Origin of the sequence: Streptomyces sannanensis, assembly GCF_039536205.1 — a bacterium.
GTDB classification, from domain to species: Bacteria; Actinomycetota; Actinomycetes; order Streptomycetales; family Streptomycetaceae; genus Streptomyces; species Streptomyces sannanensis.
This window is the reverse complement of the sequence record NZ_BAAAYL010000001.1, coordinates 6,481,939-6,506,997: the sequence shown is the minus strand read 5'-3', so window position 1 is coordinate 6,506,997 and position 25,059 is coordinate 6,481,939. Positions and strand designations below refer to the sequence as shown.

Sequence of the window (25,059 nt, the reverse complement as noted above, 5' to 3'; positions counted from 1 at the left end):
AGGCTGGACCCGCCCGGGCGGTTCAGCCCACTCCGTGCGGGCGGTACTGGATGCTGATGCGGGGGCCGACGGCACGGGTGGATTTGGGGACCGCATGTTCCCAGGTTCGCTGGCAGGAACCGCCCATCACGACGAGGTCGCCGTGTCCGAGCGGCAGCCGCATCGCGGTGGCCCCTCCCCCACGGGGGCGCAGGGCGAGATCGCGCGGGTCGCCCACCGAGAGGATTGCGATCATGGTGTCCTCGCGGGAGGAGCGGCCGTTCCTGTCACCGTGCCAGGCGACACTGTCCCGCCCGTCGCGGTAGTAGCAGAGCCCGGCCGTGGTGAAGGGCTCGCGCAGCTCCTCGGCGTAGTACGCACTGAGCGCTGCCCGGGCCTCCTCCAGGACGGGGTGCGGCAGCGGGTCCTGCTCCCCGAAGAAGGCGAGCAGCCGGGGTACGTCCACTTCCCGCTCGTACATGTGCCGCCGCTCGGCCCGCCACCGCACGGACGTCGCCAGCTCCTCGAACAGGGCGTCCGCCCCGTGGAGCCAGCCGCGCAGCAGGTCGATCCAGGCCCCGTCACCGAGCACGGTCCGCCGGACGCCCTCCAGTGGGCCGAGGCCGATGTCGTGGGTCTGGTCGAACAGCGAGCCCTGGAGAGGTGCGGACATGCCTTCAGCGTAACCAGAACCGAACAAGTGAGCGACATCGTGACATGCGACGCAAACGATGTCTCCGTGTTGTGGACCTGCTCGAAGAGCTGATCAGGTACAAGGGCCATCAAGGAGATCCACGGGGAGAACACCACATGACGACCGGGTACTTCACATCGGTGGACGACGTCGCCGCGCGCCTCGCCGAGACCGGCTATCTGGCGTCGCCGGCCGTCGCCACCACGGTCTTTCTGGCCGACCGCCTGGGCAAGCCGCTGCTGGTGGAGGGCCCCGCGGGCGTCGGCAAGACGGAACTGGCCAAGGCGGTCGCCCAGGTCGCGGACGCCCGCCTGGTCCGGCTCCAGTGCTACGAGGGCGTCGACGAGTCCCGCGCGCTGTACGAGTGGAACCACGCCAAGCAACTGCTGCGGATCACCGCGGGCCGGGACGAGACCTGGGACGAGACGCGTACGGACATCTTCGGTGAGGAGTTCCTGCTCCCCCGCCCTCTCCTCACCGCGATACGCGGCGAGGAACCGACCGTCCTGCTGATCGACGAGACCGACAAGGCGGATGTCGAGGTCGAGGGGCTGCTCCTCGAAGTACTCAGCGACTTCCAGGTGACAGTGCCGGAGCTGGGCACGATCACCGCGACCCGCCGTCCCTTCGTGGTCCTCACCTCGAACGCGAGCCGTGAACTCTCCGAGGCCCTGCGCCGCCGCTGCCTGTTTCTCCATGTCGACTTCCCCGACGAGGAGTTGGAGCGCCGGATCGTACGGATGAAGGTGCCGGGACTCGACGAGGCACTCGCCACGTCCGTGGTGCGGGTGGTCGGTGCCCTGCGCGCGATGGACCTGCGCAAGGTTCCGTCGGTCGCGGAGACCATCGACTGGGCGCGTACGCTGCTGGCACTGGGCGCCGGCACGCTGGACGAGACGGTCGTGCGGGACAGCCTCGGTGTACTCCTCAAGCACCAGGACGACATCGTCAAGGCGGCGGCCAAGCTCGACCTGGAGGCGGTGTGAGCATCCCGGCGACCGGTATCGCGGAGCGCCTGACAGGAATGGTCCAGGTGCTGCGGGGTCATGGCATCCGCATCGGTACGGGCGAGACCGTGGACGCCGCCCAGGTCGTCGAGGTGCTGGGGCTGACCGACCGGGAGCGTCTGCGGGAGGGGCTGGCGGCCTCGCTGCTGCACAGCGAGGGGCAGCGGGCCGTCTTCGACCCGGTCTTCGACCTGTACTTCCCGCTCACGCGTCGGCCGCCGGAACAGCACACGGACAGGGCCGGGCTGCGCGACCGGCTGGTTGCCGCGCTCGCCGCAGACGACCGGGCGATGATGGGCCAGTTGGCGGGAGAGGCCGTCGCGAGCCTCGGGGGTTACGGCTCCTCTTCGGCCTCGGAGGGCTGGTCGGCTCACCAGACCCTGGAGCGGCTGCGGCCGCAGACCCTGCTGGTCCAGGTACGCACGACAGTTCGGCAGGGTACGGACGCCGCGTTCACCGACCGGCTGGTGGACGACGAGATCCGGCGCCGTATCGAGGATTTCCGGGAGTTGGTGCGCGTCGAGGCGCGCCGCCGGGTCGCCGAGCGGCGCGGTACGGACGAAATCGCTCGGCGCGCCGTCGCTCCCACCGCCGACCGCGTCGACTTCCTGTACGCCGACCGCGCCCGGCTCGACGAACTGCGCAGCGTGGTTCACCCGCTGGCCCGTAAGCTCGCCACCCGTCTGACGGCCCGTCGCCGCCGTGCGGCGCGGGGGCGGATCGATCTGCGGCGGACCCTGCGCGGTTCGCTGTCGACGGGCGGCGTCCCGATGCGGCCCGTCCTGCGCCGCCGGCCTCCGGCGCGGCCCGAGCTGGTGCTGCTGTGCGATGTGTCCGGTTCGGTGGCGGGCTTCTCGAACTTCACCATGCTGCTGGTCCAGGCCCTGCACGACCAGTTCAGCAAGATCCGCGTCTTCGCCTTCGTCAACCGCGTCGACGAGGTGACCGACCTGATCCGGCGCGGCACGGCGGACCCCGGGGGCCTCGCCGACCGCATCCTGTCCGAGGCGGCGGTGGCCGGTTGGCACGGCAGCAGCGACTACGGCACCGCCCTGGGCGAGTTCGCCGAGCGGTACGCCGACGTGGTCGACCCGCGCACCACCGTCTTCATCCTCGGCGACGCCCGTACGAACAGGGCCGACCCCAACCTCCCCGCGCTGCGCGCCATCGCCGAAAAAGCCCGCAGGGTGCACTGGCTCAACCCGGAGCAGGCCTCGCTGTGGCCGACCGGCGACTCCGTGGCCCTCGCCTACGCGTCCCTGGTCGACATGCACGAGTGCCGCAACGCCAAGCAGGTCGGCGACCTCGTCGCCCGGCTGCTCCCGGTCTGACACCGGCTTCCCGGCGGGCGCCGAGACGGCCGGCGGGACGGGAAGCGGGATCGCCCGGCTGCGGCTCCCCGGGGCCGATCCGGCCGCGGTGCACCGCACGCTGACCGAGGCCGGCCTCGTCACGGCCCTGCGCGGCGACTGGATCCGCCTCTCGCCGCACGCGAGCACGAGCCCGGAAACGGCGGCCCGGCTCGCCGACGCGCTGCGCGAGGCCCGGCGCGGCTCCGGCCGGGAAGCCTGACGCGGCACACGCCTCGAGAACGAAAATCCTTCGGCTCGGCTACCAGCCGGACCGGTCAGCCCGCTCCCCCTGCGCCGCGATCGCCGGCGGCAGCGACATGCCGGCGCTCACCCCCTACGAGGCCATCCGCGCCAAGACCTGGCCGTCGGCCGGGACGTCGCCGTCGTCGGCTTCCACGACATACCGATGTACAGGATGCTGCACCGCGGCTCAGCTCGGTCCGGCTGTTGGCCCAGGTGCGCGGCGGGCGAGGGGATGCCGCTGTCCGCGGAGCTGATCGTCTGCGAGAGCACCGGCTGACCGCGGGAGCATCCTGTTCGTTTCTGGTGATTCCCGACGTAGCCTGGCCTTCCAGGGCAGGTGCGTGACGTGCCCGCCCGGGGTGATCGGGGAGTCTCGTGGCGGATCAGGGACTGCTGGCCCATCAGCGGCAGGCAATCATCCTGGAGGCGGTGCGCCGGGACGGTGCTGTGCGGGTGGCGGAGCTCGTCGGCCGACTGGGCGTCTCCGACATGACGATCCGCCGTGACCTCGATGCGCTGGCCCGCAGCGGGGCGGTGCGAAAGGTGCACGGCGGTGCTGTCGCCGTGTCCGGCGCCGGCGCGGAAGAGCACGCCTTCGAGGCCGAGTCCGCGTGGGAACGGGCGGCGAAGGCGGCCATCGCGGACGCTGCCGCGGCGCTGGTGGAACCCGGGAGCGTCGTCGCCCTCTCGGCCGGTACCACCGCCCATGCTGTTGCCGCCAGACTGCTGGATGTGCCGCGGCTGACCGTGTTGACCAACTCACTGCCCGTCGCGGAAACGCTTCGGCTTGCGGACCGCGAGCGGAAGGGGGACGCCCCCGTGGTCCTGCTCACCGGAGGCACACCCACCCGGTCCGCCGCGCTCGTCGGAACGCTGGCCGACCGGACGATCGGCTCACTCCACGTCGACCTGCTCATCCTGGGGGCGCACGGCGTCTCGGAGCGGGCGGGCCTGACCAGCCCCCATCTCGCCGAGGCCCAGACCAATCGCGCCCTGATCGCCGCGGCCCGCCGGGTGGCCGTCGTCGCGGACCACACCAAGTGGGGAGTCATCGGCCTCAGCAGCTTCGCGCGACTGGACGAGATCGACTGGTACGTCACCGACGACGGGCTGCCCGAGGAGGCCCGCTCGGTCCTCGCCGGGGCAGTGGGCGAGCTCATCGTCGCCCCTGCGGCCGACGCCTGACACGATCGCTTCCATGGGCGACAAGCGCCCCCGTTCTGTTGTTTTTTGCTGAATCACGTTCGATACTGTTCCCCCTGAAGTCGCATTCCCAAGATCGCCACCGGCGCTCGTTCCAGGCCGCGGGTGGCGCGCGTCGCATCCGGGAGGTCGCATGGTGAGTAAGTACCTGGTCACGGGTGGCGCCGGGTATGTCGGCAGCGTCGTCGCCGCGCACCTGCTGGAGGCCGGCCACCAGGTCACCGTGCTCGACGACGTCTCCACCGGCTTCCTGGACGGCGTCCCGGACGGCGCCGAGTTCGTCCGCGGCCGGATCCAGGACGCCGCCGGCATCCTCGACGCCTCCTACGCCGGAGTACTGCACTTCGCCGCGGCCTCCCAGGTCGCGGAGTCCGTCGCCGACCCGGAGAAGTACTGGCGCAACAACGTCGCCGGCTCGCTCGAACTGATCGGCGCCATGCGCAAGGCCGGCGTCCGCAAGCTGGTCTTCTCCTCCACCGCCGCCGTCTATGGCGAGCCCGAACAGGTGCCGATCACCGAAACCGCCCGCACCTCCCCGACCAGCGCCTACGGCGCCACCAAGCTCGCCGTCGACCACCTGATCACCAGCGAGAGCGTCGCCCACGGACTCGCCGCCGTCTCGCTGCGCTACTTCAACGTGGCGGGCGCGTACGGGAAGTACGGCGAGCGGCACGAACCCGAGTCACACCTCATCCCGCTGGTCTTCCAGGCCGCTCTCGGCCGGCGCCCGCACATCACCGTCTTCGGCGACGACTATCCGACCGCCGACGGCACCTGCGTCCGTGACTACGTCCACGTCGCCGACCTCGCCGAGGCCCATGTGCTCGCCCTGGACGCGGCCACATCCGGTGAGCACCTGATCTGCAACCTGGGCAACGGCAACGGCTTCTCGGTCCGCGAGGTCATCGAATCGGTGAAGCGCGTCACCGGGCGCAAGGTCCCCGTCGTCACCGGCGGACGCCGCCCCGGCGACCCGGCTGTCCTGATCGCCTCGGCCGACCGCGCCCAGGAGGTACTCGGCTGGCGTGCCCGCCGCCCCGAACTCGACCGGATCGTCGCCGACGCCTGGAAGTTCACCCTGCGCGGCAGCGCATAGGCTCGGCCGTAACACCGCGCCTCGTTTGATCATGTTCACAGTTGGTCACACAAGACCGCACAACGCCGTGGGGAGGTCGCACCGTGAGCGCACTCCGCTCCGGCCGCGCTGCTGGACAAGACCACGTGATCGACGTCGTCAAGGAATTCGACGCCGTCCACGGAACAGCTCCCGACGGGGTGTGGGCGGCACCGGGACGGGTCAACCTCATCGGCGAGCACACCGACTACAACGACGGATTCGTGCTGCCCATGGCTCTCTCCCACACCACCATGGCCGCCGCCCGTCGGCGAGAGGACGGGCAGCTGAGACTGTTCAGCGCGCAGGGCGACTCGAGGGTCTCCGCCCTCGCGGTCACGGAACTGACCCCGGGCGTCGTCGCCGGCTGGGCGGGCTACCCGGCCGGCGTCGTCTGGGCGCTCGGGGAAGCCGGTCATGACGTGGGTGGTGCGGACCTGTTCTTCCGGAGTGACGTGCCCACAGGAGCAGGCCTGTCCTCCTCCGCGGCGCTGGAGTGCGCCACAGCCGCCGCCCTGAACGACCTCTACGACCTCGGCCTCACACCGCCGGAGCTGGCGCTTGTCGCGCAGCGGGCGGAGAACGCCTTCGTGGGGGTGCCCTGTGGCGTGATGGACCAGATGGCGTCCGCCTGCTGCACCGAGGGCACGGCGCTCCACCTCGACACGCGCACCCTCGAACAGAGGCATGTACCACTGGACTTCGAAGCCGCAGGGCTGTACCTGCTGGTCGTCGACACCCGCGTCAAACACGATCTCGGAAACGGTGCCTACGCCGCACTGCGAACGGACTGCGAACGGGCAGCGGGCCTCCTGGGCGTGCCCGCCCTGCGTGACCTGGCACTCGCCGACCTGGAGGCGGCCGACGACCGTCTGCCTCCGGAGCTGCGGCCCCTGGTGCGACACGTGGTGACGGAGAACCTCCGCGTCGCCGAGGCCGTGAACTGCCTGAACGGCGGCGACGTCAGGGGGCTCGGCGCGATCCTCACAGCCGGCCACATCTCGCTGCGCGACGACTACCGCGTGTCCTGCCCCGAGACCGACCTCGTCGTCGAGGCGGCCGTCGACGCCGGCGCACTGGGCGCGCGCATGACGGGAGGCGGTTTCGGCGGGTCCGTGATCACCCTGGTGGAGACCGCGACGGTACCGAAGGTCGAGGACAACATCACCCGCGCCTTCAGTGCCGCGGGATTCCCCGCGCCGCGCTCCTTCACTGCGATGCCCGCGGCGGGAGCCCGTCGGATCCGCTGACCTCCGGATCGAGGTAGGCTACGCCTGTTGATTTGTGATGTTTTCCGTGCGCTGATCATGGAGTTCCTGCATGGGGGCGGCGCACAGACGATCGAGGGTGGTCTCGTGACGGACGCAGGACTGCTCGCGCCCCAACGGAGGGCACTCATCCGCGACATCGTGCGCCGCGACGGAGCCGTGCGTGTGGCCGATCTCGTCGACCAGCTCGGGGTCTCGGACATGACCATCCGCCGTGACCTGGACACGCTGGCCCGCGACGGCTCCGTGAAAAAGGTGTACGGCGGTGCCGTGGCGACCTCCGGCACCGCCGCCGACGAACCGGGATTCGAAGCCAAGGTCAACCTCGAGTCGACGGCCAAGGCGGCGGTCGCCGCGGCTGCGGTCGCCCTCGTGGAACCGGGAAGCGTGGTCGCGATCTCCGCGGGGACGACGTCCTACGCCGTGGCGGCCGGGCTCGTGCACGTACCGCGTCTCACGGTATTGACCAACTCACTGCCCGTCGCCGAAGTCCTGCGGAACGCGGGACGGGAACAGGGCGCCGACGCTCCGACGCTGCTGCTGACGGGCGGCCTCCCGACGAGGTCGGCCGCCCTGGTCGGCCCGCTGGCGGACCAGGCGATCCGCTCGTTGCATGTGGATCTGCTGATCATCGGGGCCCACGGCGTGTCCGAGCGCGCGGGCCTGACGACTCCCAACCTCGCCGAGGCACAGACCAACCAGGCACTGATCTCCTCCGCCAGGCGGGTCGCCGTGGTCGCGGATCACAGCAAGTGGGGCGTGGTGGGGCTCAGCAGATTCGCTACCCTGTCCGAAATCGACTACTTCGTTTCGGACGACGGTCTGGACGAACAGGCGCGGTCAGTCCTGGGTGAGTCCGTGGGCGAGCTGATCCTCGCGGACACCGGCAGGTCCTGACGATTCCGCCGTGCCCGTTCCAGGCCGGCACCACTCGTGACCGGACGGACGTCAGGATGCGACGCCGCGCAGACGTCGTGCGGCCACCTCGGGCATCACGTCGTTGACGAACGCGTCCATACCGGATTCGACCCCGGCGAGGAACTTGAGTTTGCCCGCGGTGCGCCGGATGGTGAACAGCTCCAGATGCAGCGCGAGCTCCGCCCCGCCGGTCCTGGGAGCCTGGTGCCAGGCACTGATGTACGGAGTGGGAAACGCCTGCGCCGACTGCCCCGGTTCGACGAACAGCCGGTCGAACCGGCGCAGCAGTTCCAGATAGATGCCCGGGAACTCGGCACGCTCCGCTTCGGTGAGACGAGTCAGGTCGGGGACGCGGCGGTGGGGGTAGAGGTGCACCTCGTACGGCCAGCGGGCGGCGTACGGCACGAAGGCCGTCCAGTACTCGCCGGCCAGCACCACCCGATGGGCGTCGGCGCGCTCGGAGGCGAGCAGATCCTCGAAGAGGTTCCGGCCGGTGGCGGCACGGTGGGCGTCAGCGGCGGCGATCATCTTGGCGGTGCGCGGCGTCGCGAAGGGGAAGGCGTAGATCTGACCGTGCGGGTGAGCGAGCGTCACGCCGATCTCCGCGCCCCGGTTCTCGAAGCAGTACACCTGCTCGACGCCCGGCAGGCTCGACAAGCGCTCGGTACGGTCCGCCCATGCGTCCAGCACCAGGCGGACCCTCGCCGGAGTGAGATCTGAGAAGCTCGCGCCGTGGTCGGGCGTGAAGCACACCACCTCGCATCGCCCGGCTTCGCAAGACAACGACGGGAAGCGGTTCTCGAACACCGTCACCTCGTAGTCGCCGGCCGGGATCTCGCTGAGCCGCGCGTCCCGGGAGGGACACAGCGGGCACTCATCGGCCGGCGGAAGGTGGACACGGCCCTGCCGGTGGGATGCGACGGTTATCCAGTCGCCGGTCGCCGCGTCCCTCCGGATCTCCGGGCGGCTTTCGACGCTCTCCAGCCCGCGCAGGTCGGGCGCACCCCGCTCGGCGCTCTCATCGCTGTCGTAGTAGATCAGCTCACGGCCGTCCGCGAGCTTGGTTGTGGTCTTCTTCACGGCTTCCGCTCTGTCTGTCGGCGTGCGTCCGCTCTCATCCTGCCCTAAGACTCGCCATAATTAAACATGAATCAATAAGATTGAACATAGAGGCGTCCATCGAGCCGCTCCATGGAGGCACTACGTGCAGGCCGAGCGGTGACTGCATCTCAAGCCTGGTGAGGTCTGCGGTATCTTGTTCGGTCTGCGTCGCAGCGCCGGACACTGACACGCCGCCGACGCCCGATCACGATCACGATCACGATCACGAGGCTGGATCCCCACACTCACTCACAGGCGACGCTTCGACGCCGGTGCGCACACGTCTGGGCCGTTGGCGTCGCGTCTGCAGATCTTCGAAGCAATCTGCGTCATGGGCCCACACGCCGGGCTGGGCCCATGACGTGGGGATCCGCCATCTTCTGCAGCACCGGAACATCAGAGCAACGATCCCCGAGCGTCGGGACCAGGTCGCCAGCCGTGCCCGCCTCGCAGGCAGGGGTGGTCGGCCGCCGGCCTTCGACAAGATCGCCTACCTGAAACGGCTCGCCGCGCTTGTTGTCCAAACGGGGTGGAGCGGCATGGTTCGCGGAACGTAACGTGGTCGCTCGAAACGGTCGCGTTACGTTCCGCGCTGACTCGACTGGCTGACTGTTTCCTGGTAACGACCTTGATCTCCGCCGGTTGCTCGGAGAATGCCAACCGGGGTGTGACGAGCAGGCTTGCTTGCCGCCAGAGGATCTTGCTGTCCGTAAGCGACAATCCGCACCGGACTCGTGACCACCGTGTCGGCGTCGAGCAGGTCGCCCGACATCGCTACGCGGCTGATGCTGATCTACGAGGACGGACGGACCGCGCTGTCCCCGAGTCCTCACGGACGAACGCGGATGATCGTCTTCCCCTCACGTCGCTCGGTCGGGTTGAGGGCGGCGACGGCATCGTCGAGGGTCGCGACGTTGCCGATGTTCGTGCGCAGTCGTCCGTCCCGCACCCGCTGGACGATCTCACCCAGTTGGGCACGATCGGACTCGACAACGAAGTCGATCGCCAGGCCGTGGGCGGGCCGCGCCTCAGGCGGTCCGACGACGGTTACCAGTGTTCCTCCGGCCCGGATCAGGCCTGCGGATCGCTTCTGGATGTCGCCGCCGATGACATCGAAGACCAGGTCGACTTCGCCGACGTCTTCCAGGGTGTCGTTGTCGAGGTCGACGAACTCCATGGCGCCGAAGTCGAGTGCCTTCTGACGGTCAGCGGCACGTCCGGTGCCGATGACGTAGGCGCCGGCCTCTCGTGCGAGCTGCGTCACCATCGCCCCGACTGCGCCGGCCGCGCCGTGCGCGAGGACGCTCTGCCCCGCCTGGAGGTGGCCGTGCTCGAACAGTCCCTGCCACGCGGTGAGGCCAGAGATCGGCAGGCTCGCGCCCACGGTGAAGTCGACGTCGCCCGGCAACGGCGCGAGGTTGCGTGCCTCGACGGCCGCGTACTCGGCGAGGGTGCCGTCGCGATACCAGTCGGTGAGGCCGAACACGCGCTGTCCCACCGAAAGACCCGTCGTGCCGTAGCCGAGGGCGGTGACCACTCCGGCCAACTCATGTCCGGGGATCGACGGTGCTCGGTCGCGGTCGAGGCGATCGGTCCAGGTCGAGGGCCACGCCATCTCGGTCGGGACGAATCCCGACGCATGAATCCGAACGGCGACATCGTTTATCGCCGGCTCCGGCTCGGGCCGCTCCGTCAGCGTCATCCCGGCCGTTCCTGCGGCCTGGTCCGTCACCACGATCGCTTTCATGTGGACACCTCTCTGTATCAGTCCTCGCCCGCACGGCGCCTACGGTTCATGAGTGTCAGTGGTGTCAGACCTCGGCGTCTTACCCCGCTGATCGGCACAGGTGTGGAGCGAGGACATCGTTGTCAGGCGCCGCTTCGAACCGGCTCACCGCTTCCCCGGCGCAGGCGCACCACTGCCGCATCTGCTCCGCTCATCACGGAAGAGTCGGTGATCGCGTTGTTCCTGTCGGTTGGAGGGGGCAACTGTCATCCGGTTCCGGTCGATGCTGGTCACGTCGCGTGTGCACACTGGCATGGTCACTGCTCCTCGGCTTGATCGCACGGCGGGTTCTGATCCACTCTCTGTGGAGCGACGTAACGGTCCTCAGTCGGCATGCAGGACCTGGAGACGGAGGAGGTCGAAGCCGGCCCCTGCTCGCGGATCTCCGCGCAGAGCCGGGCCGCGTCCGTGCACCCCTCGTTCCACCTCTGGTGCAGGTAGGCGAGGTAGGGCTGGACCCGTGTTCCCGCGCCGCCGCCCATGAACTGCGAGCACGCCACTTCATGCTGTGCCGCCACGGGCGCTCGTGGCACAGCGCATCTGCCCGAGCACGGCTCGCAGCCTGTGTGGGATCCGGCAGTCTTGGTCCCCGCGGCATTGTCAATGGCGCGGTGTGCCGGCAACAGCTGAAAGACGCGGGACCACTTCCACCGGGTGAATCGTGACCCTCTTCGGTGGTCTGACTCGTTGAGTCAGACCGGGAGGGACGGTGACCAGCGTGGAGGACTGGGCGGAGATCCGCCGCTTCCACCGGGCTGCGTGCGGCTGACATCAACGACGCTGAACGAGGGTGCCCTACGATGCTTGGCCGCGGTCGGAAAGAAGGCATCGAGTCCGGCACTCAGGTCGAAGACGTGTGGGCCGACTGCGCCGGGCCCGGCCCCGGCGCCGTGATGGCCTGCGGGCCGGTGAGCGGGCAGGTGTGCGGTCCGCTCAGGCCCCGGCCACCAGCATTCCGCCCATCGTCACCATCGTCGCGGCGACCAGCCCGTCGAGCACCCTCCAGGCCGACGGCCGCGCCAGTACTCCGCTGAGCAGCCGTGCGCCGAAACCGAGAGAAGTGAACCAGCAAACGCTGGCGAGGACCGCGCCGAGCCCGAAAGCCCAGCGCAGGGGGCCGCGGTCGGCGGCGATGGAGCCGAGCAGGAGAACGGTGTCGAGGTAGACGTGCGGGTTGAGCCAGGTCATCGCGAGGCAGGTGAGCACGGCCCGCCGCCGGGAGCGGGACGGGGCGCCGTCGGCGGTCAGGCCTCCAGAAGTGGCGGGCCGCAGCGCGCGGCGTGCGGCCAGGAGTCCGTAGCAGATCAGAAAGCCGCCGCCGGCCAGCCCGACCGCGGTGAGCGCCGCGGGCCAGGCGGTGACCGCGGCCCCCACCCCGGCGACGCCCAGCGCGATGAGCACCGCGTCCGAGAGGGCGCAGATCCCGACGACCGCGAGCACCGACTGGCGGAGGACGCCTTGCCTGAGGACGAAGGCGTTCTGGGCGCCGATGGCCACGATGAGGGAGAGGCCGGTGCCGAATCCGGCGGCGGCCGCTGCTGCGATGCCGTGTGTCATACCAGCGACGCTAAAGATCGTCGAGACATCAGTAAAGCTGAAGATTCTTACGTACCCTTAGTAGATGTGATGATGGAACTCCCTCTCGACCAGGTCCGCACGCTGCTCGCCGTGGTGGACGAGGGCACATTCGACGCGGCGGCGGCCGCCCTTCATGTCACGCCCTCCGCGGTCAGCCAGCGCGTCAAGGCGCTGGAGCAGCGCACCGGCCGGGTGCTGCTGATGCGTACGAAACCGGTGCGGGCGACCGAGTCCGGTCAGGTAGTGGTGCGATTCGCCCGCCAGCTGGCCCGCCTCGAACGCGACGCGCGCATGGAACTCGGCATGGCCGACCCCGACCAGCCGGCCCGCCTGTCGATCGCGGTGAACGCCGACTCGCTCGCCACCTGGTTCCTCCCAGCTCTCAGGCAGGTGCCCCAGGAGCCGCGCATCTGCTTCGAGCTCCACCGCGAGGACGAGGCCCACACCACGGCGCTGCTGCGCGAGGGGCAGGTGATGGCGGCTGTGACGTCGTCCCCGGACCCCGTGGCGGGCTGCACCGTGCGCCGCCTCGGCCGGATGCGCTACCTTCCCGTGGCCGGCCCGGAGTTCGCCGACCGGTGGCTGGGCGGCCGGCCACCCTTGGCGGCGCCTCTGCGCCGTACCCTCCCCGACGCCCCGGTGGTCGTCTTCGACCGCCGCGACGAACTCCAGGACACTTTCGTACGCGCCCTGACCCGAAGAGCCCACGGCGCGAGCCGCCTTCGGCACTACGTCCCGACATCGGAGGGCTTCGCCGATTCGGTGGCCGCCGGCCTGGGCTGGGGCCTGGTTCCCGAATCGCAGGCCGCTCCCCGCCTGCTCACCGGCGCCTTCGTCCCCCTCGCACCGGACCTCCCGGTCGACGTACCTCTGTTCTGGCAGCAGTGGAAACTCGACTCCCCCGCTCTGGCCGCGACGGGAGAGGCCGTCGCGGCCGCGGCGGCCGCGGCACTCCGGTCCGACTGATCAGGAGTCAGCACACGGGACGTACCAGCCGTCTTGGTCCCGAGGCACGACCGAATCATCCGGCGGCTGCGGTGGAGCCGGCGTGCGGGCGGGCGAGGTTGTCGGGGTGCAGGAGGACCTGGAGCTCGTCCTTGGTCAACAGGCCCTTGTCGAGGACGAGTTCCTTGACGCTCCGGCCCGTCGTGAGGACTTCCTGGGCGACGGCGGTGGCCAGCTCGTAGCCGAGGTGCGGCTCCGATCCGCTATGTGCGGACAGCGGTGACGAGTCGCGGTGAGGCCGGCCGGTCTCCGAGGAGGCTCGCCCGGGGGCGTCTACACCTGGACGAGTTCCGCCGACAGGTCGTCGGAACAGGTGGTGGTTTCGGCCCGGACGGAGATGCGGCCTGCCCGGTCCCCTCCCCGGAACGGGCCTGAAGGCGCCGGCACCGCATGATACGGGCCCGTACGACGCGGCGGCAGAGCAGCCGGCCGGCCCCCCTCCTGCGCCTGACGACCGGACGCACGGGGAGGCCGAGGCCGCCTCGGATGTGGAGCCGTGCGCGCCGTACAACCGCCGGTGCATCGGTCCTTCATGGTGGCGGACCACCCCGGGGAGGCCGCCGCCATGGCGGGCACGCCCATGTCGGGATGCTTCTGTGCCGCTTAGCCTCCGACCGTCGTTCCCTTGAATCCCGGAGGTCTTCGATGTTCCAGTTCGGTGTCGCGAATTCGCCCCCGAAACGGCGGGTCGCCCTCGGTGCCGTCTCCCTGGCCGCCGTCCTGGCCGTGGTCACGTCATCGTCCGCCATGGCCCGGCCCGCCGCCGGCGAGGGGACGAAGGACGGCCACTGCAGCCGGCTCAACCTGCTGCGGATTCCCGGCGCCGCACACCAACAGGCCTCATGTCTTGATGAGTTGACCACCGCCGGAACCGTGGGCTCCGGCCACACCGACCCGGCCGACTGGGCGGGTCTGACTCCGAAGGATCTGGCCACGCCCACCGGTGTGCCCGGTATCCAGATCGACGGTTACTTCCCGGACACCTCGACCACCAACACCAACCACGGCTGGAAACACGACGCCCAGTTCGTCGTCCGGCTGCCGGACAACTGGAACGGCGGCCTGGTCGTCTCGGGATCGCCCGGCAACCGTGAGCAGTACGCCAACGACCGCGCGATCGGCGACTGGGTGCTCGCCCGCGGCTATGCCTTCGCCGCCACCGACAAGGGCAACACCGGCGTGGCCTTCTACCGTGACGGACGTAGACCCGGCGATGCCATCGCCGAGTGGAACCAGCGGGTCACCCAGCTCACCCGCGCTGCCCGTGCGGTGGTCGCCCAGCGCTACCATCGCCCGCCCGCCCGCACCCTGGCAACCGGTATGTCCAACGGCGGCTATCTGGTGCGCTGGCAGCTGGAGAACCACCCCGAGCTGTACGACGGAGGGGTGGACTGGGAGGGCACCCTGTGGCGCTCGGAGGCACCGAATCTCTTCACCCACCTGCCCCCGGCCATGCGTCACTACCCCGCCTACGCCGAAGGCGGGTCAGGCGCGGCACAGGCCCATGACGCCCTCGTTGCCGCAGGATATCCGTCCGGTTCGGAGTTCCTGTGGCCGTATCACCATGCCTACTACTGGGACTTCACACAGCGTGTCTATCGCGAGGAGCTGGACCCGGGCTTCGACGGGACGGCCGAGGCGGGCACGCCCTACTGCGCATCGGGATCGGCGGCCTGCGACGCGGACTACGACTACGCCGCCCGCCCGGTCGAGGTCCACAAGGCCGTGGACCGAATCGCCCTGACCGGCCGGATCGGGAAACCGCTGATCACCGTGCACGGGACCCTCGATGTGCTGCTGCCGATCAGCCAGCACTCCGACGTCTACGCGCAAATGGTCCGGGACGCGGGGCGCGGAAGCCTGCACCGCTACTACCGCATCGAAGGGAGCACGCACACCGATTCGCTGGTCGACGTCTTCCCCGGTCGGCTTCGGCCACTCGTGCCGTGCCATCGCTCGGCCTTCTCGGCACTGGAGAAGTGGCTCACGCGCGGCACCCCACCGCCGGCCGGCCACACCGTCGCCAGGCCGCCCCTGGCCGACGCGGCGGACCTGCTGACCAGGTGCTCCCTCGACGGATAGGACGACCGCGGCCACCGGCCGGATCATCCGGCAGCCTTGGTGGCTCCGGCATGCGCGCGGGGTTGTCCTGTCGCAGGAGGCTGGAGCTCGCCCTCAGTCAACAGTCCCTTGTCGAGGACGAGTTGGCTCAGGGCGGGCCGGAAGGCGCCGGCACCGCGTGGTACGGGCCCGGCAGCGCGGCCAGTCCGCGCCGCAGGCTCGCGAAACGGGACCGCGCCGCGCGGGTGGCGGGGTGGCCGTCGCCGAGGACGCGCCGGGCTTCGCCCAGTGCATGCCAGGACCGGGCGAGGGCGCGGGGCAGATCATCCGAGGCCCGGAGGGCCGCGGCGAGGTTGTGTCGGGAGCCGACGGTGCGGGGGTGCTCGCGGCCCGGAATCCGTTCGTGGTCGGGGAGGTTGGCCTCCAGCACGGTCACGGCAGGTCGGCGAGGGTGCGCTCGTACAACGGAAGCGGTCAGTCCAGGGCAGCGGACATCCGGCGTACGGCTTCCGTGATCAGTTCCGGTGAGGTGGCCAGGTTCAGCCGTACGTGCCCCGCACCTCCGGTGCCGAAGTCCGTCCCGGAGGTGAGGGCGACCCGCCCGCGCTCCAGGAAGACGGCAGCCGGGTCGTCGCCCAGCGGGAGGGCGCGGCAGTCCAGCCAGGCCAGATAGGTGCCCTGTGCGGGCTCGTACCGTATCGCCGGGAGGTGCTCGCGGAGGAGATCCGCGAGGAGGCGACGGTTGTGATCCAGCCCGGTGAGCACCGCGTCCAGCCAGCCGCTGCCGTCGCGCAGGGCGGCGGTGTGGGCGATGATGCCGAGGTGGCTGGGGCCGTGGCTGACCTCCGGGGGCATGCGCGCGAGGTCGTCGGCGGCTGCCGGACCGGCGACGGCGATCGCGGCCTTGAGCCCGGCCAGATTCCACGCCTTGGACGCCGACATCAGCGACATGCCGCTCTCCGCGCCCGGCACGCTCAGATACGGCACGAAGGCAGTCCCGGAAGCCACGATCGGGGCGTGTATCTCGTCGACCACGACCCGTACGCCGTAGCTGTCGGCCAGAGCGGCGACGGCGGCCAGCTCGTCGGCGGTGTGGACGGTGCCGGTCGGATTGTGCGGGCTGCACAGGAGGTACGCGGCCCGCCGCCCGCCGGAGACGGCGCGCCGGAACGCGTCCTCCAGCGCGGCGAAGTCGATCCGCTGGTCCTCCCCCAGCGGCGCCTCCACGATGCGCCGGTCCAGATGCTCCACGAACTGGTAGAAGGGCGGGTAGACGGGGCAGTTGACCACCACGCGGTCCCCCGGGCCCGTGAACAGCTTGAGGACCTCGACGATGCCCAGCATCACATCGGGCACGATCGCCGTACGCTCCACGGCGAGCCCGTCCCAGTCCCAGCGCTTGCGCGCGAACTCCGCCAACGCCTCGGCGTACGCGTTCCCTGCGGGATAACCGGTGTCGCCGAGCGCTATCGCGTCCGTGACCGCCCGCGCGACCTGCTCGGCCAGGGGCACGTCCATCTCCGCCACCCACAGCGGCAGCACATCGTCCGGATAGGTGCGCCACTTCACGCTCGTCCGCAGCCGCAGCTGATCGAGGGAGAGCCGGCGCAGGGGGTTGGCTTCGTCGGATGCGTCACTCGGCAGGCTGTTCATAAGCACAAAAGATAGGCGCACCGCGGACAGTGTGTCGCGGGGCCGGTGGGAGTGAGCGTTCCGCGCCCGGGCCATCGAGCGCGTGGGTGAGGCGGGGGTGGCCCGGCTGTCGGCGCTGGCGGCCGAGGACAACGAGGACGGCACCGCATGGCCGGCTTCACTCGGGCGGGACCCGGGTTCGGTCGGGCTGGACGCGCCAAGGATGCATGGACGCCCGGATTCCTGTCAGGTTCCCGTCATGCTGGATTCGGGCGGCGCCGATGTCTTTCCCCGGGAAGTGATCTTCGTAGACCCTGGCCCGGCACAGCCGACCGCCTCTCCAGCCCCATAGGGCAACAGACGCGTCGGCTCCAGCCTGCAAAGGGACTTAAGAGGAGCACGTGGACAACCCAAGAGCAAGCCGGCACAGACGACTTGCGGTAACGGGAGTGGTACTGGCCGCTGTCGCCGCGCTGCCCGGCCGGGCAGGTGCCGCCGGGGCTTCGGAGCAGTACACGGGCCTGGTGCCGCCCGCGGCCTCCGCCGACCGGGCCGTCACGACCCGGATCACCCTGGTCACCGGCGACACCGTCTCCACTGCTCCCGCTCCAGAGAGATCAGGAGCGCTTCTCGTCCTGCTCCGCGCGCTTCTCCTTGATGCGCGCGGCTTCCTTCCGCACCTCGGCCTGGGTGGCGCGTTCCTTCTGCAGCCACTCGGGGGAGTCCGTCTTCAGCGCCTCGATCTGCTCCGTGGTGAGCGGCTCGGTGACTCCGCCGCGCGCGAGACCCGAGATGGATACGCCCAGCTTCGCCGCGACCACCGGCCGCGGGTGCGGACCGTTGCGCCGCAGCTCCCGCAGCCACTCGGGCGGATCGGCCTGCAGCGCGTTCAGCTCGTCGCGCGAGACCACACCCTCCTGGAACTCTGCGGGGGTGGCCTCTAGGTACACGCCCAGCTTCTTCGCCGCGGTCGCGGGCTTCATGTTCTGGGTGCTCTGGTGCGACGTCATGGCGTCAAGGATATCGAGCGTGTGCACGACCTCCGACCACGCCCGGTAACCTGGCCTGATGACAGGCTCGGAAGTACCCCGTTCGTTCCGGCTCGCGTACGTCCCGGGCGTGACACCTGCCAAGTGGGTGCGAACCTGGAACGAGCGCCTGCCCGACATCCCACTGGATCTCGTCCAGGTGTCCGCCGCCGAAGCACCCGAGGTGCTGCGCGGCGGCGACGCCGACGCGGGTTTCGTACGGCTGCCGGTCGACCGTACGTACTTCAGTGCCATCCCCCTCTACACCGAGACGACGGTGGTCGTGGTCCCGAAGGACCACGTCATCGCGGCAGTCGACGAGGTGTCCGCCGAGGACCTGGCCGACGAGATCGTGTTCCACCCCCTCGACGACACCCTCGACTGGGAGCATCCGCCGGGACGTCCCGCATTCGAGCGTCCCGCCACGACGGCGGATGCCATCGAGCTGGTGGCGGCGGGAGTGGGTCTGCTCGTCGTTCCGATGTCGCTCGCCCGCCTGCACCACCGCAGGGACCTCACCTACCGGCCGGTCACGGACGTCCCTCAGTCGAGCGTCGCGTTGTCGTGGCCCGAGGACGAGACCACCGACATGGTGGAGGACTTCATCGGAATCGTCCGCGGGCGGACCGTCAACAGCTCACGGGGTCGCCGCCCCGCCGCCCAGGAACAGCCGAAGGGCAAGCGCCCCGACACCGGCGGCACACAGCGCAAGCCCTCGGCCGGCAAGCCGACCGTCAGGAGTCCGCAGAGCGGTTCGGGTGGCCAGAAAGGCGGCAGGCGCGGCAAACCTCGCCGCCGGTCATAGCCACGGCCTGACATTGATCATGGCCCGCTCGGTCAGGCATGGTCAGCGCTGTGATGGTCCGGGCCGGTTGCGGCCTCGGCGTTCGCGCCAACGCCGACGCACCCAGTCACCGGCTTCCCCCACAGCAACCATATACGCGGCAGAGGCGGCGCACTGTGCAAGGCCTGCGGGCTCGTTCCCGACCTGACCCAGCAGCAGCCAGAGCACGAGGGTGACCCCTGACCACCAGATGATGATCGACGCGGCCACTCTGAGCCGACGCGGCTTGTACGTCATGCTGCGGCCTCCATGGTCCGGCGTGCGGCGACGACCGCGTCGAGGAGCGTGGCGGCGTAGGCCGGCAGCAGGGTGACAGAGAAGAAGACGAGGCCGATCCATTGCCAGGTCATGGCTGCAGGACTCCTGGTGTGTGCTGTGGCCGTGCCAGCGGCGGTGGCCAAAAGGCGATCATGACGAGTCCGGCGATCAGTGCGGCCAGGCTGGTCATGAGGACGGAGGCCGGGGCCGGGCAGGACGTACATCGCCGCACCGACGAGCATCAGCGACACCGCGGCGGCCGTCAGGACCTCTCCGGTCCGTCGTTTCGACATGCTGTTCCTCCGGGGCGTCGGCGACAACAGGCACACGGCCTTTCAAACGCCGACCAGACTTCCCGGCACGCCCCACGCTCTTCTTGACGCGTTCTTTACACCCTATCCACAGCAGCTCACCGCGTCCAACCCGCCCCCTGCGCCTGCGTCGCAGCCTTCTCGGCGGTGGAGGCAACCACCTCGCTGGGCGCCGAACCTGACAGGGCATCGGCTCCGGGGCACGGGCAGGACGACGGCGTGTCAGCTCTCGATTGCCGGAGCGCCCCGCGTTCACTCGCGGTATGAAGGCAGCAGAAGTGCTTGCGGACGCTTTCGGGCGGGTCCAGGAGGCGGTGCACGGAGCGGTCGAGGGGCTCGCGGCGGAGGATCTCAATGCCCGGCTCGATCCCCGGGCCAACTCCATCACCTGGCTGGTGTGGCACCTGACGCGGATCCAGGACGACCACGTGGCCGACGCCTCGGGCCAGGAACAGGTGTGGCTCTCCCAGGACTGGTCCGGCCGTTTCGATCTTCGTCTTTCTCATGCGGCGACCGGCTACGGTCACACCAGCAAGCAGGTCGCCGCGGTACGGGTCGACTCGCCGGAGTTGCTGCTGGGCTACTACGACGCCGTCCATGAGCAGACCTTGGCCTTCGTCACCGGGCTGAGCGACAAGGCGCTCAACAGGATCGTGGACGAGTCCTGGTCCCCGCCCGTGACCCTGGGGGTGCGGCTGGTGAGTGTGATCGCGGACGACTTGCAGCACGCGGGCCAGGCCGCCTTCATCCGCGGCGCACTGAAACGCCGCTGACAGGGCCGGGCCGACCGCAGGCCATCCATGAGCCGTCCGGGTGAATCTCGATGCCCCGGCGCGGCCCGGCTCAAAGGAACCGTCACCGCCCGGCCCACCGGTTACGCCCCGTACCGGCGGCGGTGTCACAGAGTGTGCCGGCCCGGTGGACACCACGGCGGCCGGTGATCAGGCCCGTGCGGTCGGGGATCCAGGAACCGTGGATCATGGCCGGGACCCGGCGCGGCAGGTGGATCATTGACGCCGCCCTTCCGCGTTCATGTGAGTGCTTAACCACTCACACTGCGAGTGCGATGATCACACTTTGCATAGTTATCGCCTGTTCGGGTGGTGCATCCCTGGGCACGGTCGTAGCGTCGACTCAGGAGCAAGCGCTGAAGGAAGGCGCCACCATCAGACGCACGGCTGCCCGGGTTCGACAAGAGGCAGCCGGGGAGCCGACATGCAGAGACACAAGCTCAGGGCAGCGGTCATGCTGTGTGCCGCTACAGCACTCGCGGCAGCAGTGAGTCCGGCATCCACATCCGCAGCGTCAGCCCCGGCCCTCCGTGTCGTGGCCGTCGACTGTTTCTCTCATGCGCGGATACGCCCCCACGACTTCCTGCTCGCCTGCGGCGACGGCAACAACGGCCTCACCACGCTCCGCTGGTCGACCTGGGGACCGACGTCCGCTGTGGGCAGCGGACTCGACGTGCTGAACGACTGTCAACCCTACTGCGCGGCAGGAAAGTTCCACGCTTACCCCGTCACCGTGAAGCTCGACCGCCCGGAGACCTGGCAGCAGCATCCCCCGCTGAAGCATTTCACCCGGTTGCAGCTCGTCTACACCGACCGCAAGCCGCCGGAGTTGCCACGGAACGTGACGTACGAACTCTGGGAATGACGCCCGGTCCGTGAACCCGGGCGCTGATCGGCAGCCTGGTTATCTCGCCGCGGCATCGGTGTTCGCCATCGGAATGGCCGGGACCACGCTGCCCACCCCGCTGTACGGGCTCTACCAGGAACAGATCGGGTTCTCCGAGCTGATGGTGACCGTCGTCTTCGCCGTGTATGCCGTCGCGGTCATCACGGTGCTGCTGGTAGCGGGAAACTACTCCGACGAGGTCGGCCGCAGGCCTGTGCTCCTGTGTGCCATGGCCTTGTCGGCCGCGAGTGCGGGCTGCTTCCTTCTGCACAGCGGCCTGCCTCTGCTCTTCACGGGGCGGCTGCTGTCCGGCGGCGCGGCCGGCCTCCTCAGCGGTGCGGCGACCGCGGCCGTCATCGAGCTGGCAGGCCCTGGAAAGAAGGCGCGGGCCGGGTTCGCCGCCACCGCGGCCAACATGGGCGGTCTGGGCTGCGGGCCACTGCTCTCCGGCCTCCTCGCGCAGTACACGCCCTGGCCGCTCCAGCTGCCGTTCCTGGTCCACCTGGGGCTGGTGACCGTGGCCTCCGGGATCACCTGGGTCCTGCCGGAGACCGTGGCGGAGCCGAAGCGATGGCCACCCCTGAAGCCGCAGGGACTCACGGTGCCTCCGGAGGTGAAGGGCGTGTTCACGCCCGCCTCGCTGGCGGCGTTCGCCGGCTTCGCGCTCCTCGGGCTGTTCACGGCGGTCGCGCCGAGCTTCGCCGCGCAGACGCTGGGGGTGCACAACCTGGCTGTTTCGGGCGCGGTGGCGTTCTCCGTGTTCCTCGCTTCGACCGTCGGGCAATCCTTGACGCAACGGATAGGCGCGCGCCTCGCGCTCCCCGTGGGCTGCGGCATCCTCGTCATAGGCCTGCTGCTGGTGGCGTCATCGCTGATCGCCGAATCCATGCCCCTGCTCGTCCTGGGCGCCCTGTGCGGCGGCACCGGCCAGGGGCTCGCCTTTCGCGCGGCACTCACGCTGGTCAGCTCCGCGGCCCCGGCACAGCATCGCGGCGGCACCATTTCGGCATTCTTCGTCGTCGCCTACGCCGGAATCTCGCTGCCGGTGGTCGGTGTCGGCGCCATGGCCACATGGCTCGGACTGCGCCAGGCCGGGCTGATCTTCACGGGCTGCGTAATGCTGCTGGCCGCGGCCGCGGGAACGTACTCCGCTCTCAGGCCACCGGCGGGGGTGTGAACTGCACTCTTTCTAGTGATATATGATTGATCGTGAGCATGTATGAGTGAGTGTCTCGTACTGTCGTCGGTGTGAATCTGGCCGAGTGGGCGAGGGCCCAGGGCGTGCACCTGCAGACGGCGCGGCGGTGGTTCCGTGAGGGAATCCTGCCGGTGCCCGCCGAGCGGGTGGGCCCGCGCACGATCCTGGTGAACGTGGAGGCCAACGCCGCTGTGCGGGCCACCGGGGGCGTGGGTCTGTATGCCCGGGTCTCCTCCTGCGATCAGAAGGCTGATCTGGAGCGTCAGACGGCGCGGCTGGTGCAGTGGGCGGCTGCGGCCGGGCACCGGGTTGTGCGGTGCGAGGCGGAGATCGCCTCGGGCATGAACGGCTCCCGTGCCAAGATCCGGCGCCTGCTGGCCGACCCGGCGGTGGTCACGGTTGTGGTCGAGCACAAGGACCGGCTGGGGCGGATGAACACCGAGCTGGTCGAGGCGGCGCTGTCGGCGTCCGGACGGCGGCTGGTGGTGCTGGACGACGGCGAGGTCGAGGACGACCTGGTGCGGGACATGGTGGAGGTGCTGACGTCGTTGTGTGCCCGCCTGTACGGGCGCAGCTCAGCGCGGGACCGGGCGAGGAAGGTCCTTCAGGCGGCGGCTGCCGGTGGCTGACAAGAAGCAGCTGCGTGTCATCGCGGAGCCGTTCGTTGCCCCCGGTCCGTCCGGGGTCGCCGTCCGCGACCGGCTGGGGCATCTCACCGAGCAGGACGAGGAGGTTCTGCGGCTGGTGGGGGAGCACCTGGGACGGCTGGCTTCCCGTGATCTGGCCGTGCGTTGCCGGGACGGGCTGGACCACTCTGCCGACACGTGGGCGGTGCGCAAGCGGGACCTGACCGGCGAGTCGTCCTCCCGGTGGGCGGGGAGTATCACCAAGGCCACGCACGAGCAGTGGGCGCTGGCCCGCCGCTGCCGGCTTGCGCACATCCAGTCCCTGGAAGCGGGCGTGCGCACGCTGATGCATCGGCTGTCCCAGCCGGTCGGGAAGAAGGGCACCAGGAAGGCGCCGGGCGGCTACCGTTCCCAGCACGAGTGGTTCATGAAGTCCCGCCGCCTGCGCACCCTTGAGCACCGCCTTCAGGCGGCCCGCGAAGAGTGGGAAGCGGGCCGTGTGCACGTGGTGCGAGGTGGCCGTCGCCTGCTGAACATCCGCCACCACCTGGATGCCGCTCAGCTGACCGAGGCCGAGTGGCGGCAGCGGTGGGAGGCCGAACGCTGGTTCCTCCAGGCCGATGGCGAATCGGGAAAGCGGTTCGGTAACGAGACCATCCGTGTCACCCCAGACGGTGAGGTCAGCATCAAGCTGCCCGCCCCGCTCGCCGGGCACGCCAACGCCCCGCACGGCCGCTACGTGCTCGCCTGCCGCGTCCGGTTCGCCCACCGGGGCACCGAGTGGGCCGACCGCGTTACCGCCGACCGCGCCACCGCCTACCGCGTCCACTACGACGCGGGCCGTGGCCGCTGGTACCTGACCGCTTCCTGGCAGCGGCCGGCCGTAACGACCGTCCCCATCGAGGCGGCCCGCGCCCACGGCATGATCGGCGTGGACACCAATGCCGATCACTTCGCCGCCTACGAGCTGGACGTGCACGGCAACCCGGTCGGCGGCCCGCACCGCTTCCCCTACGACCTCACCGGCACCGCCGGACATCGCGACGCCCAGATCCGCCACGCCCTCACCCGTCTCCTGCACTGGGCGCGGCAGCGCGGCGTGAGGGCGATCGCCATCGAGAACCTCGACTTCGCCGCGGAGAAGACCCGCGAAAAGCACGGCTGCCGCAAGCGGTTCAGGCAGCTGATCTCCGGCATGCCCACCGGCAAGCTGAAGGCCCGCCTTGTCTCCATGGCCGCCGAACACGGTCTCGCGATCATCGCCGTGGACCCGGCCTACACCTCCCAATGGGGCGCCCAGCACTGGCAGCAGCCCCTCACCGGCAACACCAGGAAGACCACTCGCCACGACGCGGCCGCCGTGGCAATCGGCAGGCGCGCCCTCGGGCACCCGATCCGGCGACGGACGGCACCGCCCCCACACGACCAGAGCGATCGTGCGGGGCATCGGACCGCCCAGGCCTCATCGGGTACCCGGGGACGCGAGGAAACCCGCCCCCGCATCCCCGGACCACGGACACGATCCGTGCGCGCCGGATGCGGAGCGAACGCGGGGGACCAGAACGCCCAACACCGTTCGGAGCGTTCGGCTGAGCATGAGTCCTGGAAACAGGACTCACTCCCGCTCAGTCTCTAGGAACGGTGACCGGACGGCCTTGAGCGTGCGCGCCACCTCAGCTCCGCGGCCCCGGAACGACAGCCCGGCAGCCGTCCCGGTGCTCCCACCGCATCGAGTAGTACAGGTAGTTCCGCTCGGTGGCGTAGGTGCCGGACCACATGTCAACGGTGCGCCAGTGCGTGTGGCCTTCGCCAGGAGCGTCACCGTCCGGATAGAGCACAATGCCCATGACGCCGTACAGCCGGTCCGCTTCCCCGCTCGTGTACACGACGTCGGCGCCGTCCCGGTAGTCGGTGATGTGCGCCCAGAACGGCGCGTGCAGTCCCATCGCCCTGGCCAGTTCCAGGCGGCTCTCTATGAACTTGTCGCCTCCGATCGCCCTGTCGTGTGCGAAGCACGCCTCGGCCGCCATGTACGGCATGGCGAACGTCGCGCCTCGGCTCCTGGCCCGGAGGAAGTCCGCGGCTTCCAGCAGTGTGAGCCTTCCGAGGGACCGCGTCTGGAAGGACTGCGGGGTCTGCAGTTCCTCGGGGGCGTACAGGTTGCGAGCGGTCATGG

At 69.9% G+C, this 25,059-nt stretch carries 25 protein-coding genes; 15 read left to right on the top strand and 10 right to left on the bottom strand.

Going from position 1 to position 25,059, the window contains the following annotated elements:
* Positions 1 to 22: 22 nt before the first annotated feature.
* Positions 23 to 652: an alpha-ketoglutarate-dependent dioxygenase AlkB gene (locus ABD858_RS30405; RefSeq protein WP_345043549.1), complete on the bottom strand. Its 630-nt coding sequence runs from the start codon at positions 650 to 652 to the stop codon at positions 23 to 25.
* A 137-nt stretch (positions 653 to 789) separates the two neighbouring features.
* Between ABD858_RS30405 and ABD858_RS30400 the strand changes: the two genes are divergently transcribed.
* From ABD858_RS30400 to ABD858_RS30370, 7 genes are all read left to right on the top strand, one after another.
* Positions 790 to 1,659, top strand: coding sequence for an AAA family ATPase (locus ABD858_RS30400; protein WP_345043546.1), 870 nt, complete (start codon positions 790 to 792; stop codon positions 1,657 to 1,659).
* Complete coding sequence (locus tag ABD858_RS30395; protein ID WP_345043544.1) at positions 1,656 to 3,011, top strand: vWA domain-containing protein; 1,356 nt, start codon at positions 1,656 to 1,658, stop codon at positions 3,009 to 3,011. Before ABD858_RS30400 ends, ABD858_RS30395 begins: the two co-directional genes overlap by 4 nt.
* Before the next feature lie 88 nt (positions 3,012 to 3,099).
* Positions 3,100 to 3,252, top strand: coding sequence for a hypothetical protein (locus tag ABD858_RS30390; protein ID WP_345043541.1), 153 nt, complete (start codon positions 3,100 to 3,102; stop codon positions 3,250 to 3,252).
* 398 nt (positions 3,253 to 3,650) lie between these two features.
* Positions 3,651 to 4,460 (top strand): DeoR/GlpR family DNA-binding transcription regulator, encoded by an 810-nt coding sequence (locus ABD858_RS30385; protein WP_345043539.1) that lies wholly within the window; start codon positions 3,651 to 3,653, stop codon positions 4,458 to 4,460.
* Between the two features lie 151 nt (positions 4,461 to 4,611).
* Positions 4,612 to 5,574 carry a UDP-glucose 4-epimerase GalE gene (gene galE / locus ABD858_RS30380; protein WP_345043537.1) on the top strand — a complete coding sequence of 321 codons (963 nt, stop codon included), beginning with the start codon at positions 4,612 to 4,614 and terminating at the stop codon, positions 5,572 to 5,574.
* Between the two features lie 83 nt (positions 5,575 to 5,657).
* Positions 5,658 to 6,842: a galactokinase gene (galK, locus tag ABD858_RS30375; RefSeq protein WP_425586275.1), complete on the top strand. Its 1,185-nt coding sequence runs from the start codon at positions 5,658 to 5,660 to the stop codon at positions 6,840 to 6,842.
* Between the two features lie 27 nt (positions 6,843 to 6,869).
* A complete protein-coding gene (locus ABD858_RS30370) occupies positions 6,870 to 7,757 on the top strand; it encodes a DeoR/GlpR family DNA-binding transcription regulator (RefSeq protein WP_425586274.1) in 888 nt (295 codons plus the stop codon).
* 51 nt (positions 7,758 to 7,808) lie between these two features.
* On the opposite strand, the gene galT is transcribed toward ABD858_RS30370, so the two are convergent.
* From galT to ABD858_RS30345, 4 genes are all read right to left on the bottom strand, one after another.
* Positions 7,809 to 8,858, bottom strand: a complete 1,050-nt coding sequence (gene galT / locus ABD858_RS30365) for a galactose-1-phosphate uridylyltransferase (protein ID WP_345043534.1) — start codon at positions 8,856 to 8,858, stop codon at positions 7,809 to 7,811.
* 850 nt (positions 8,859 to 9,708) lie between these two features.
* Positions 9,709 to 10,626 carry an NADP-dependent oxidoreductase gene (locus ABD858_RS30355; protein WP_345043532.1) on the bottom strand — a complete coding sequence of 306 codons (918 nt, stop codon included), beginning with the start codon at positions 10,624 to 10,626 and terminating at the stop codon, positions 9,709 to 9,711.
* Positions 10,627 to 10,922: 296 nt separating this feature from the next.
* Positions 10,923 to 11,183 carry a hypothetical protein gene (locus tag ABD858_RS30350; RefSeq protein ID WP_345043529.1) on the bottom strand — a complete coding sequence of 87 codons (261 nt, stop codon included), beginning with the start codon at positions 11,181 to 11,183 and terminating at the stop codon, positions 10,923 to 10,925.
* Positions 11,184 to 11,598: 415 nt separating this feature from the next.
* Entirely contained in the window at positions 11,599 to 12,222 is a 624-nt protein-coding gene (locus tag ABD858_RS30345; protein ID WP_345043527.1) for a LysE/ArgO family amino acid transporter, read from the bottom strand.
* Positions 12,223 to 12,291: 69 nt separating this feature from the next.
* Here ABD858_RS30345 and ABD858_RS30340 point away from each other — a divergent pair, with 69 nt between their 5' ends.
* The gene (locus ABD858_RS30340; RefSeq protein WP_345043524.1) at positions 12,292 to 13,209 is read left to right on the top strand and encodes a LysR family transcriptional regulator ArgP; all 918 of its coding nucleotides are present in this window, start codon (positions 12,292 to 12,294) and stop codon (positions 13,207 to 13,209) included.
* A 55-nt stretch (positions 13,210 to 13,264) separates the two neighbouring features.
* Here the strand turns inward: ABD858_RS30340 and ABD858_RS30335 are convergent, their stop codons facing one another.
* A complete protein-coding gene (locus ABD858_RS30335; protein WP_345043521.1) occupies positions 13,265 to 13,771 on the bottom strand; it encodes a hypothetical protein in 507 nt (168 codons plus the stop codon).
* A 122-nt stretch (positions 13,772 to 13,893) separates the two neighbouring features.
* Between ABD858_RS30335 and ABD858_RS30330 the strand changes: the two genes are divergently transcribed.
* Positions 13,894 to 15,330 carry a 3-hydroxybutyrate oligomer hydrolase family protein gene (locus ABD858_RS30330; protein WP_345043519.1) on the top strand — a complete coding sequence of 479 codons (1,437 nt, stop codon included), beginning with the start codon at positions 13,894 to 13,896 and terminating at the stop codon, positions 15,328 to 15,330.
* Positions 15,331 to 15,457: 127 nt separating this feature from the next.
* Here the strand turns inward: ABD858_RS30330 and ABD858_RS30325 are convergent, their stop codons facing one another.
* The 3 genes from ABD858_RS30325 to ABD858_RS30315 form a co-directional block, all read right to left on the bottom strand.
* The gene (locus tag ABD858_RS30325; RefSeq protein ID WP_345043516.1) at positions 15,458 to 15,745 is read right to left on the bottom strand and encodes a tetratricopeptide repeat protein; all 288 of its coding nucleotides are present in this window, start codon (positions 15,743 to 15,745) and stop codon (positions 15,458 to 15,460) included.
* Positions 15,746 to 15,783: 38 nt separating this feature from the next.
* Entirely contained in the window at positions 15,784 to 16,962 is a 1,179-nt protein-coding gene (locus ABD858_RS30320) for a MalY/PatB family protein (protein ID WP_345043514.1), read from the bottom strand.
* Between the two features lie 596 nt (positions 16,963 to 17,558).
* Positions 17,559 to 17,951, bottom strand: coding sequence for a DUF5997 family protein (locus ABD858_RS30315; RefSeq protein WP_345043512.1), 393 nt, complete (start codon positions 17,949 to 17,951; stop codon positions 17,559 to 17,561).
* A gap of 58 nt (positions 17,952 to 18,009) precedes the next feature.
* Between ABD858_RS30315 and ABD858_RS30310 the strand changes: the two genes are divergently transcribed.
* From ABD858_RS30310 to ABD858_RS30285, 6 genes are all read left to right on the top strand, one after another.
* On the top strand, positions 18,010 to 18,774 hold the full coding sequence (locus ABD858_RS30310) for a LysR family transcriptional regulator substrate-binding protein (protein ID WP_345043509.1): 765 nt from the start codon (positions 18,010 to 18,012) through the stop codon (positions 18,772 to 18,774).
* An 871-nt stretch (positions 18,775 to 19,645) separates the two neighbouring features.
* Positions 19,646 to 20,155 carry a mycothiol transferase gene (locus ABD858_RS30305; RefSeq protein ID WP_345043507.1) on the top strand — a complete coding sequence of 170 codons (510 nt, stop codon included), beginning with the start codon at positions 19,646 to 19,648 and terminating at the stop codon, positions 20,153 to 20,155.
* 553 nt (positions 20,156 to 20,708) lie between these two features.
* A complete protein-coding gene (locus ABD858_RS30300; RefSeq protein WP_345043504.1) occupies positions 20,709 to 21,038 on the top strand; it encodes a hypothetical protein in 330 nt (109 codons plus the stop codon).
* Positions 21,039 to 21,048: 10 nt separating this feature from the next.
* Positions 21,049 to 22,236: an MFS transporter gene (locus ABD858_RS30295; protein WP_345043501.1), complete on the top strand. Its 1,188-nt coding sequence runs from the start codon at positions 21,049 to 21,051 to the stop codon at positions 22,234 to 22,236.
* Positions 22,237 to 22,307: 71 nt separating this feature from the next.
* Positions 22,308 to 22,886: an IS607 family transposase gene (locus ABD858_RS30290; RefSeq protein ID WP_345043499.1), complete on the top strand. Its 579-nt coding sequence runs from the start codon at positions 22,308 to 22,310 to the stop codon at positions 22,884 to 22,886.
* Entirely contained in the window at positions 22,879 to 24,519 is a 1,641-nt protein-coding gene (locus ABD858_RS30285) for an IS200/IS605 family accessory protein TnpB-related protein (RefSeq protein WP_345043496.1), read from the top strand. Before ABD858_RS30290 ends, ABD858_RS30285 begins: the two co-directional genes overlap by 8 nt.
* Positions 24,520 to 24,556: 37 nt before the next feature.
* On the opposite strand, the gene ABD858_RS30280 is transcribed toward ABD858_RS30285, so the two are convergent.
* The gene (locus tag ABD858_RS30280) at positions 24,557 to 25,057 is read right to left on the bottom strand and encodes a hypothetical protein (RefSeq protein ID WP_345043494.1); all 501 of its coding nucleotides are present in this window, start codon (positions 25,055 to 25,057) and stop codon (positions 24,557 to 24,559) included.
* Positions 25,058 to 25,059: the final 2 nt, after the last annotated feature.

Excerpts from the sequence above, each read along its gene's own strand:
- ABD858_RS30405 (WP_345043549.1), bottom strand. The coding sequence starts at position 652 with ATGTCCGCACCTCTCCAGGGCTCGCTGTTCGACCAGACCCACGACATC.
- ABD858_RS30400 (WP_345043546.1), top strand. The coding sequence starts at position 790 with ATGACGACCGGGTACTTCACATCGGTGGACGACGTCGCCGCGCGCCTC.
- galE (WP_345043537.1), top strand. The coding sequence starts at position 4,612 with ATGGTGAGTAAGTACCTGGTCACGGGTGGCGCCGGGTATGTCGGCAGC.
- ABD858_RS30355 (WP_345043532.1), bottom strand. The coding sequence starts at position 10,626 with ATGAAAGCGATCGTGGTGACGGACCAGGCCGCAGGAACGGCCGGGATG.
- ABD858_RS30345 (WP_345043527.1), bottom strand. The coding sequence starts at position 12,222 with ATGACACACGGCATCGCAGCAGCGGCCGCCGCCGGATTCGGCACCGGC.
- ABD858_RS30340 (WP_345043524.1), top strand. The coding sequence starts at position 12,292 with ATGATGGAACTCCCTCTCGACCAGGTCCGCACGCTGCTCGCCGTGGTG.
- ABD858_RS30335 (WP_345043521.1), bottom strand. The coding sequence starts at position 13,771 with ATGCACCGGCGGTTGTACGGCGCGCACGGCTCCACATCCGAGGCGGCC.
- ABD858_RS30330 (WP_345043519.1), top strand. The coding sequence starts at position 13,894 with ATGTTCCAGTTCGGTGTCGCGAATTCGCCCCCGAAACGGCGGGTCGCC.
- ABD858_RS30320 (WP_345043514.1), bottom strand. The coding sequence starts at position 16,962 with ATGAACAGCCTGCCGAGTGACGCATCCGACGAAGCCAACCCCCTGCGC.
- ABD858_RS30315 (WP_345043512.1), bottom strand. The coding sequence starts at position 17,951 with ATGACGTCGCACCAGAGCACCCAGAACATGAAGCCCGCGACCGCGGCG.
- ABD858_RS30310 (WP_345043509.1), top strand. The coding sequence starts at position 18,010 with ATGACAGGCTCGGAAGTACCCCGTTCGTTCCGGCTCGCGTACGTCCCG.
- ABD858_RS30305 (WP_345043507.1), top strand. The coding sequence starts at position 19,646 with ATGAAGGCAGCAGAAGTGCTTGCGGACGCTTTCGGGCGGGTCCAGGAG.
- ABD858_RS30280 (WP_345043494.1), bottom strand. The coding sequence starts at position 25,057 with ATGACCGCTCGCAACCTGTACGCCCCCGAGGAACTGCAGACCCCGCAG.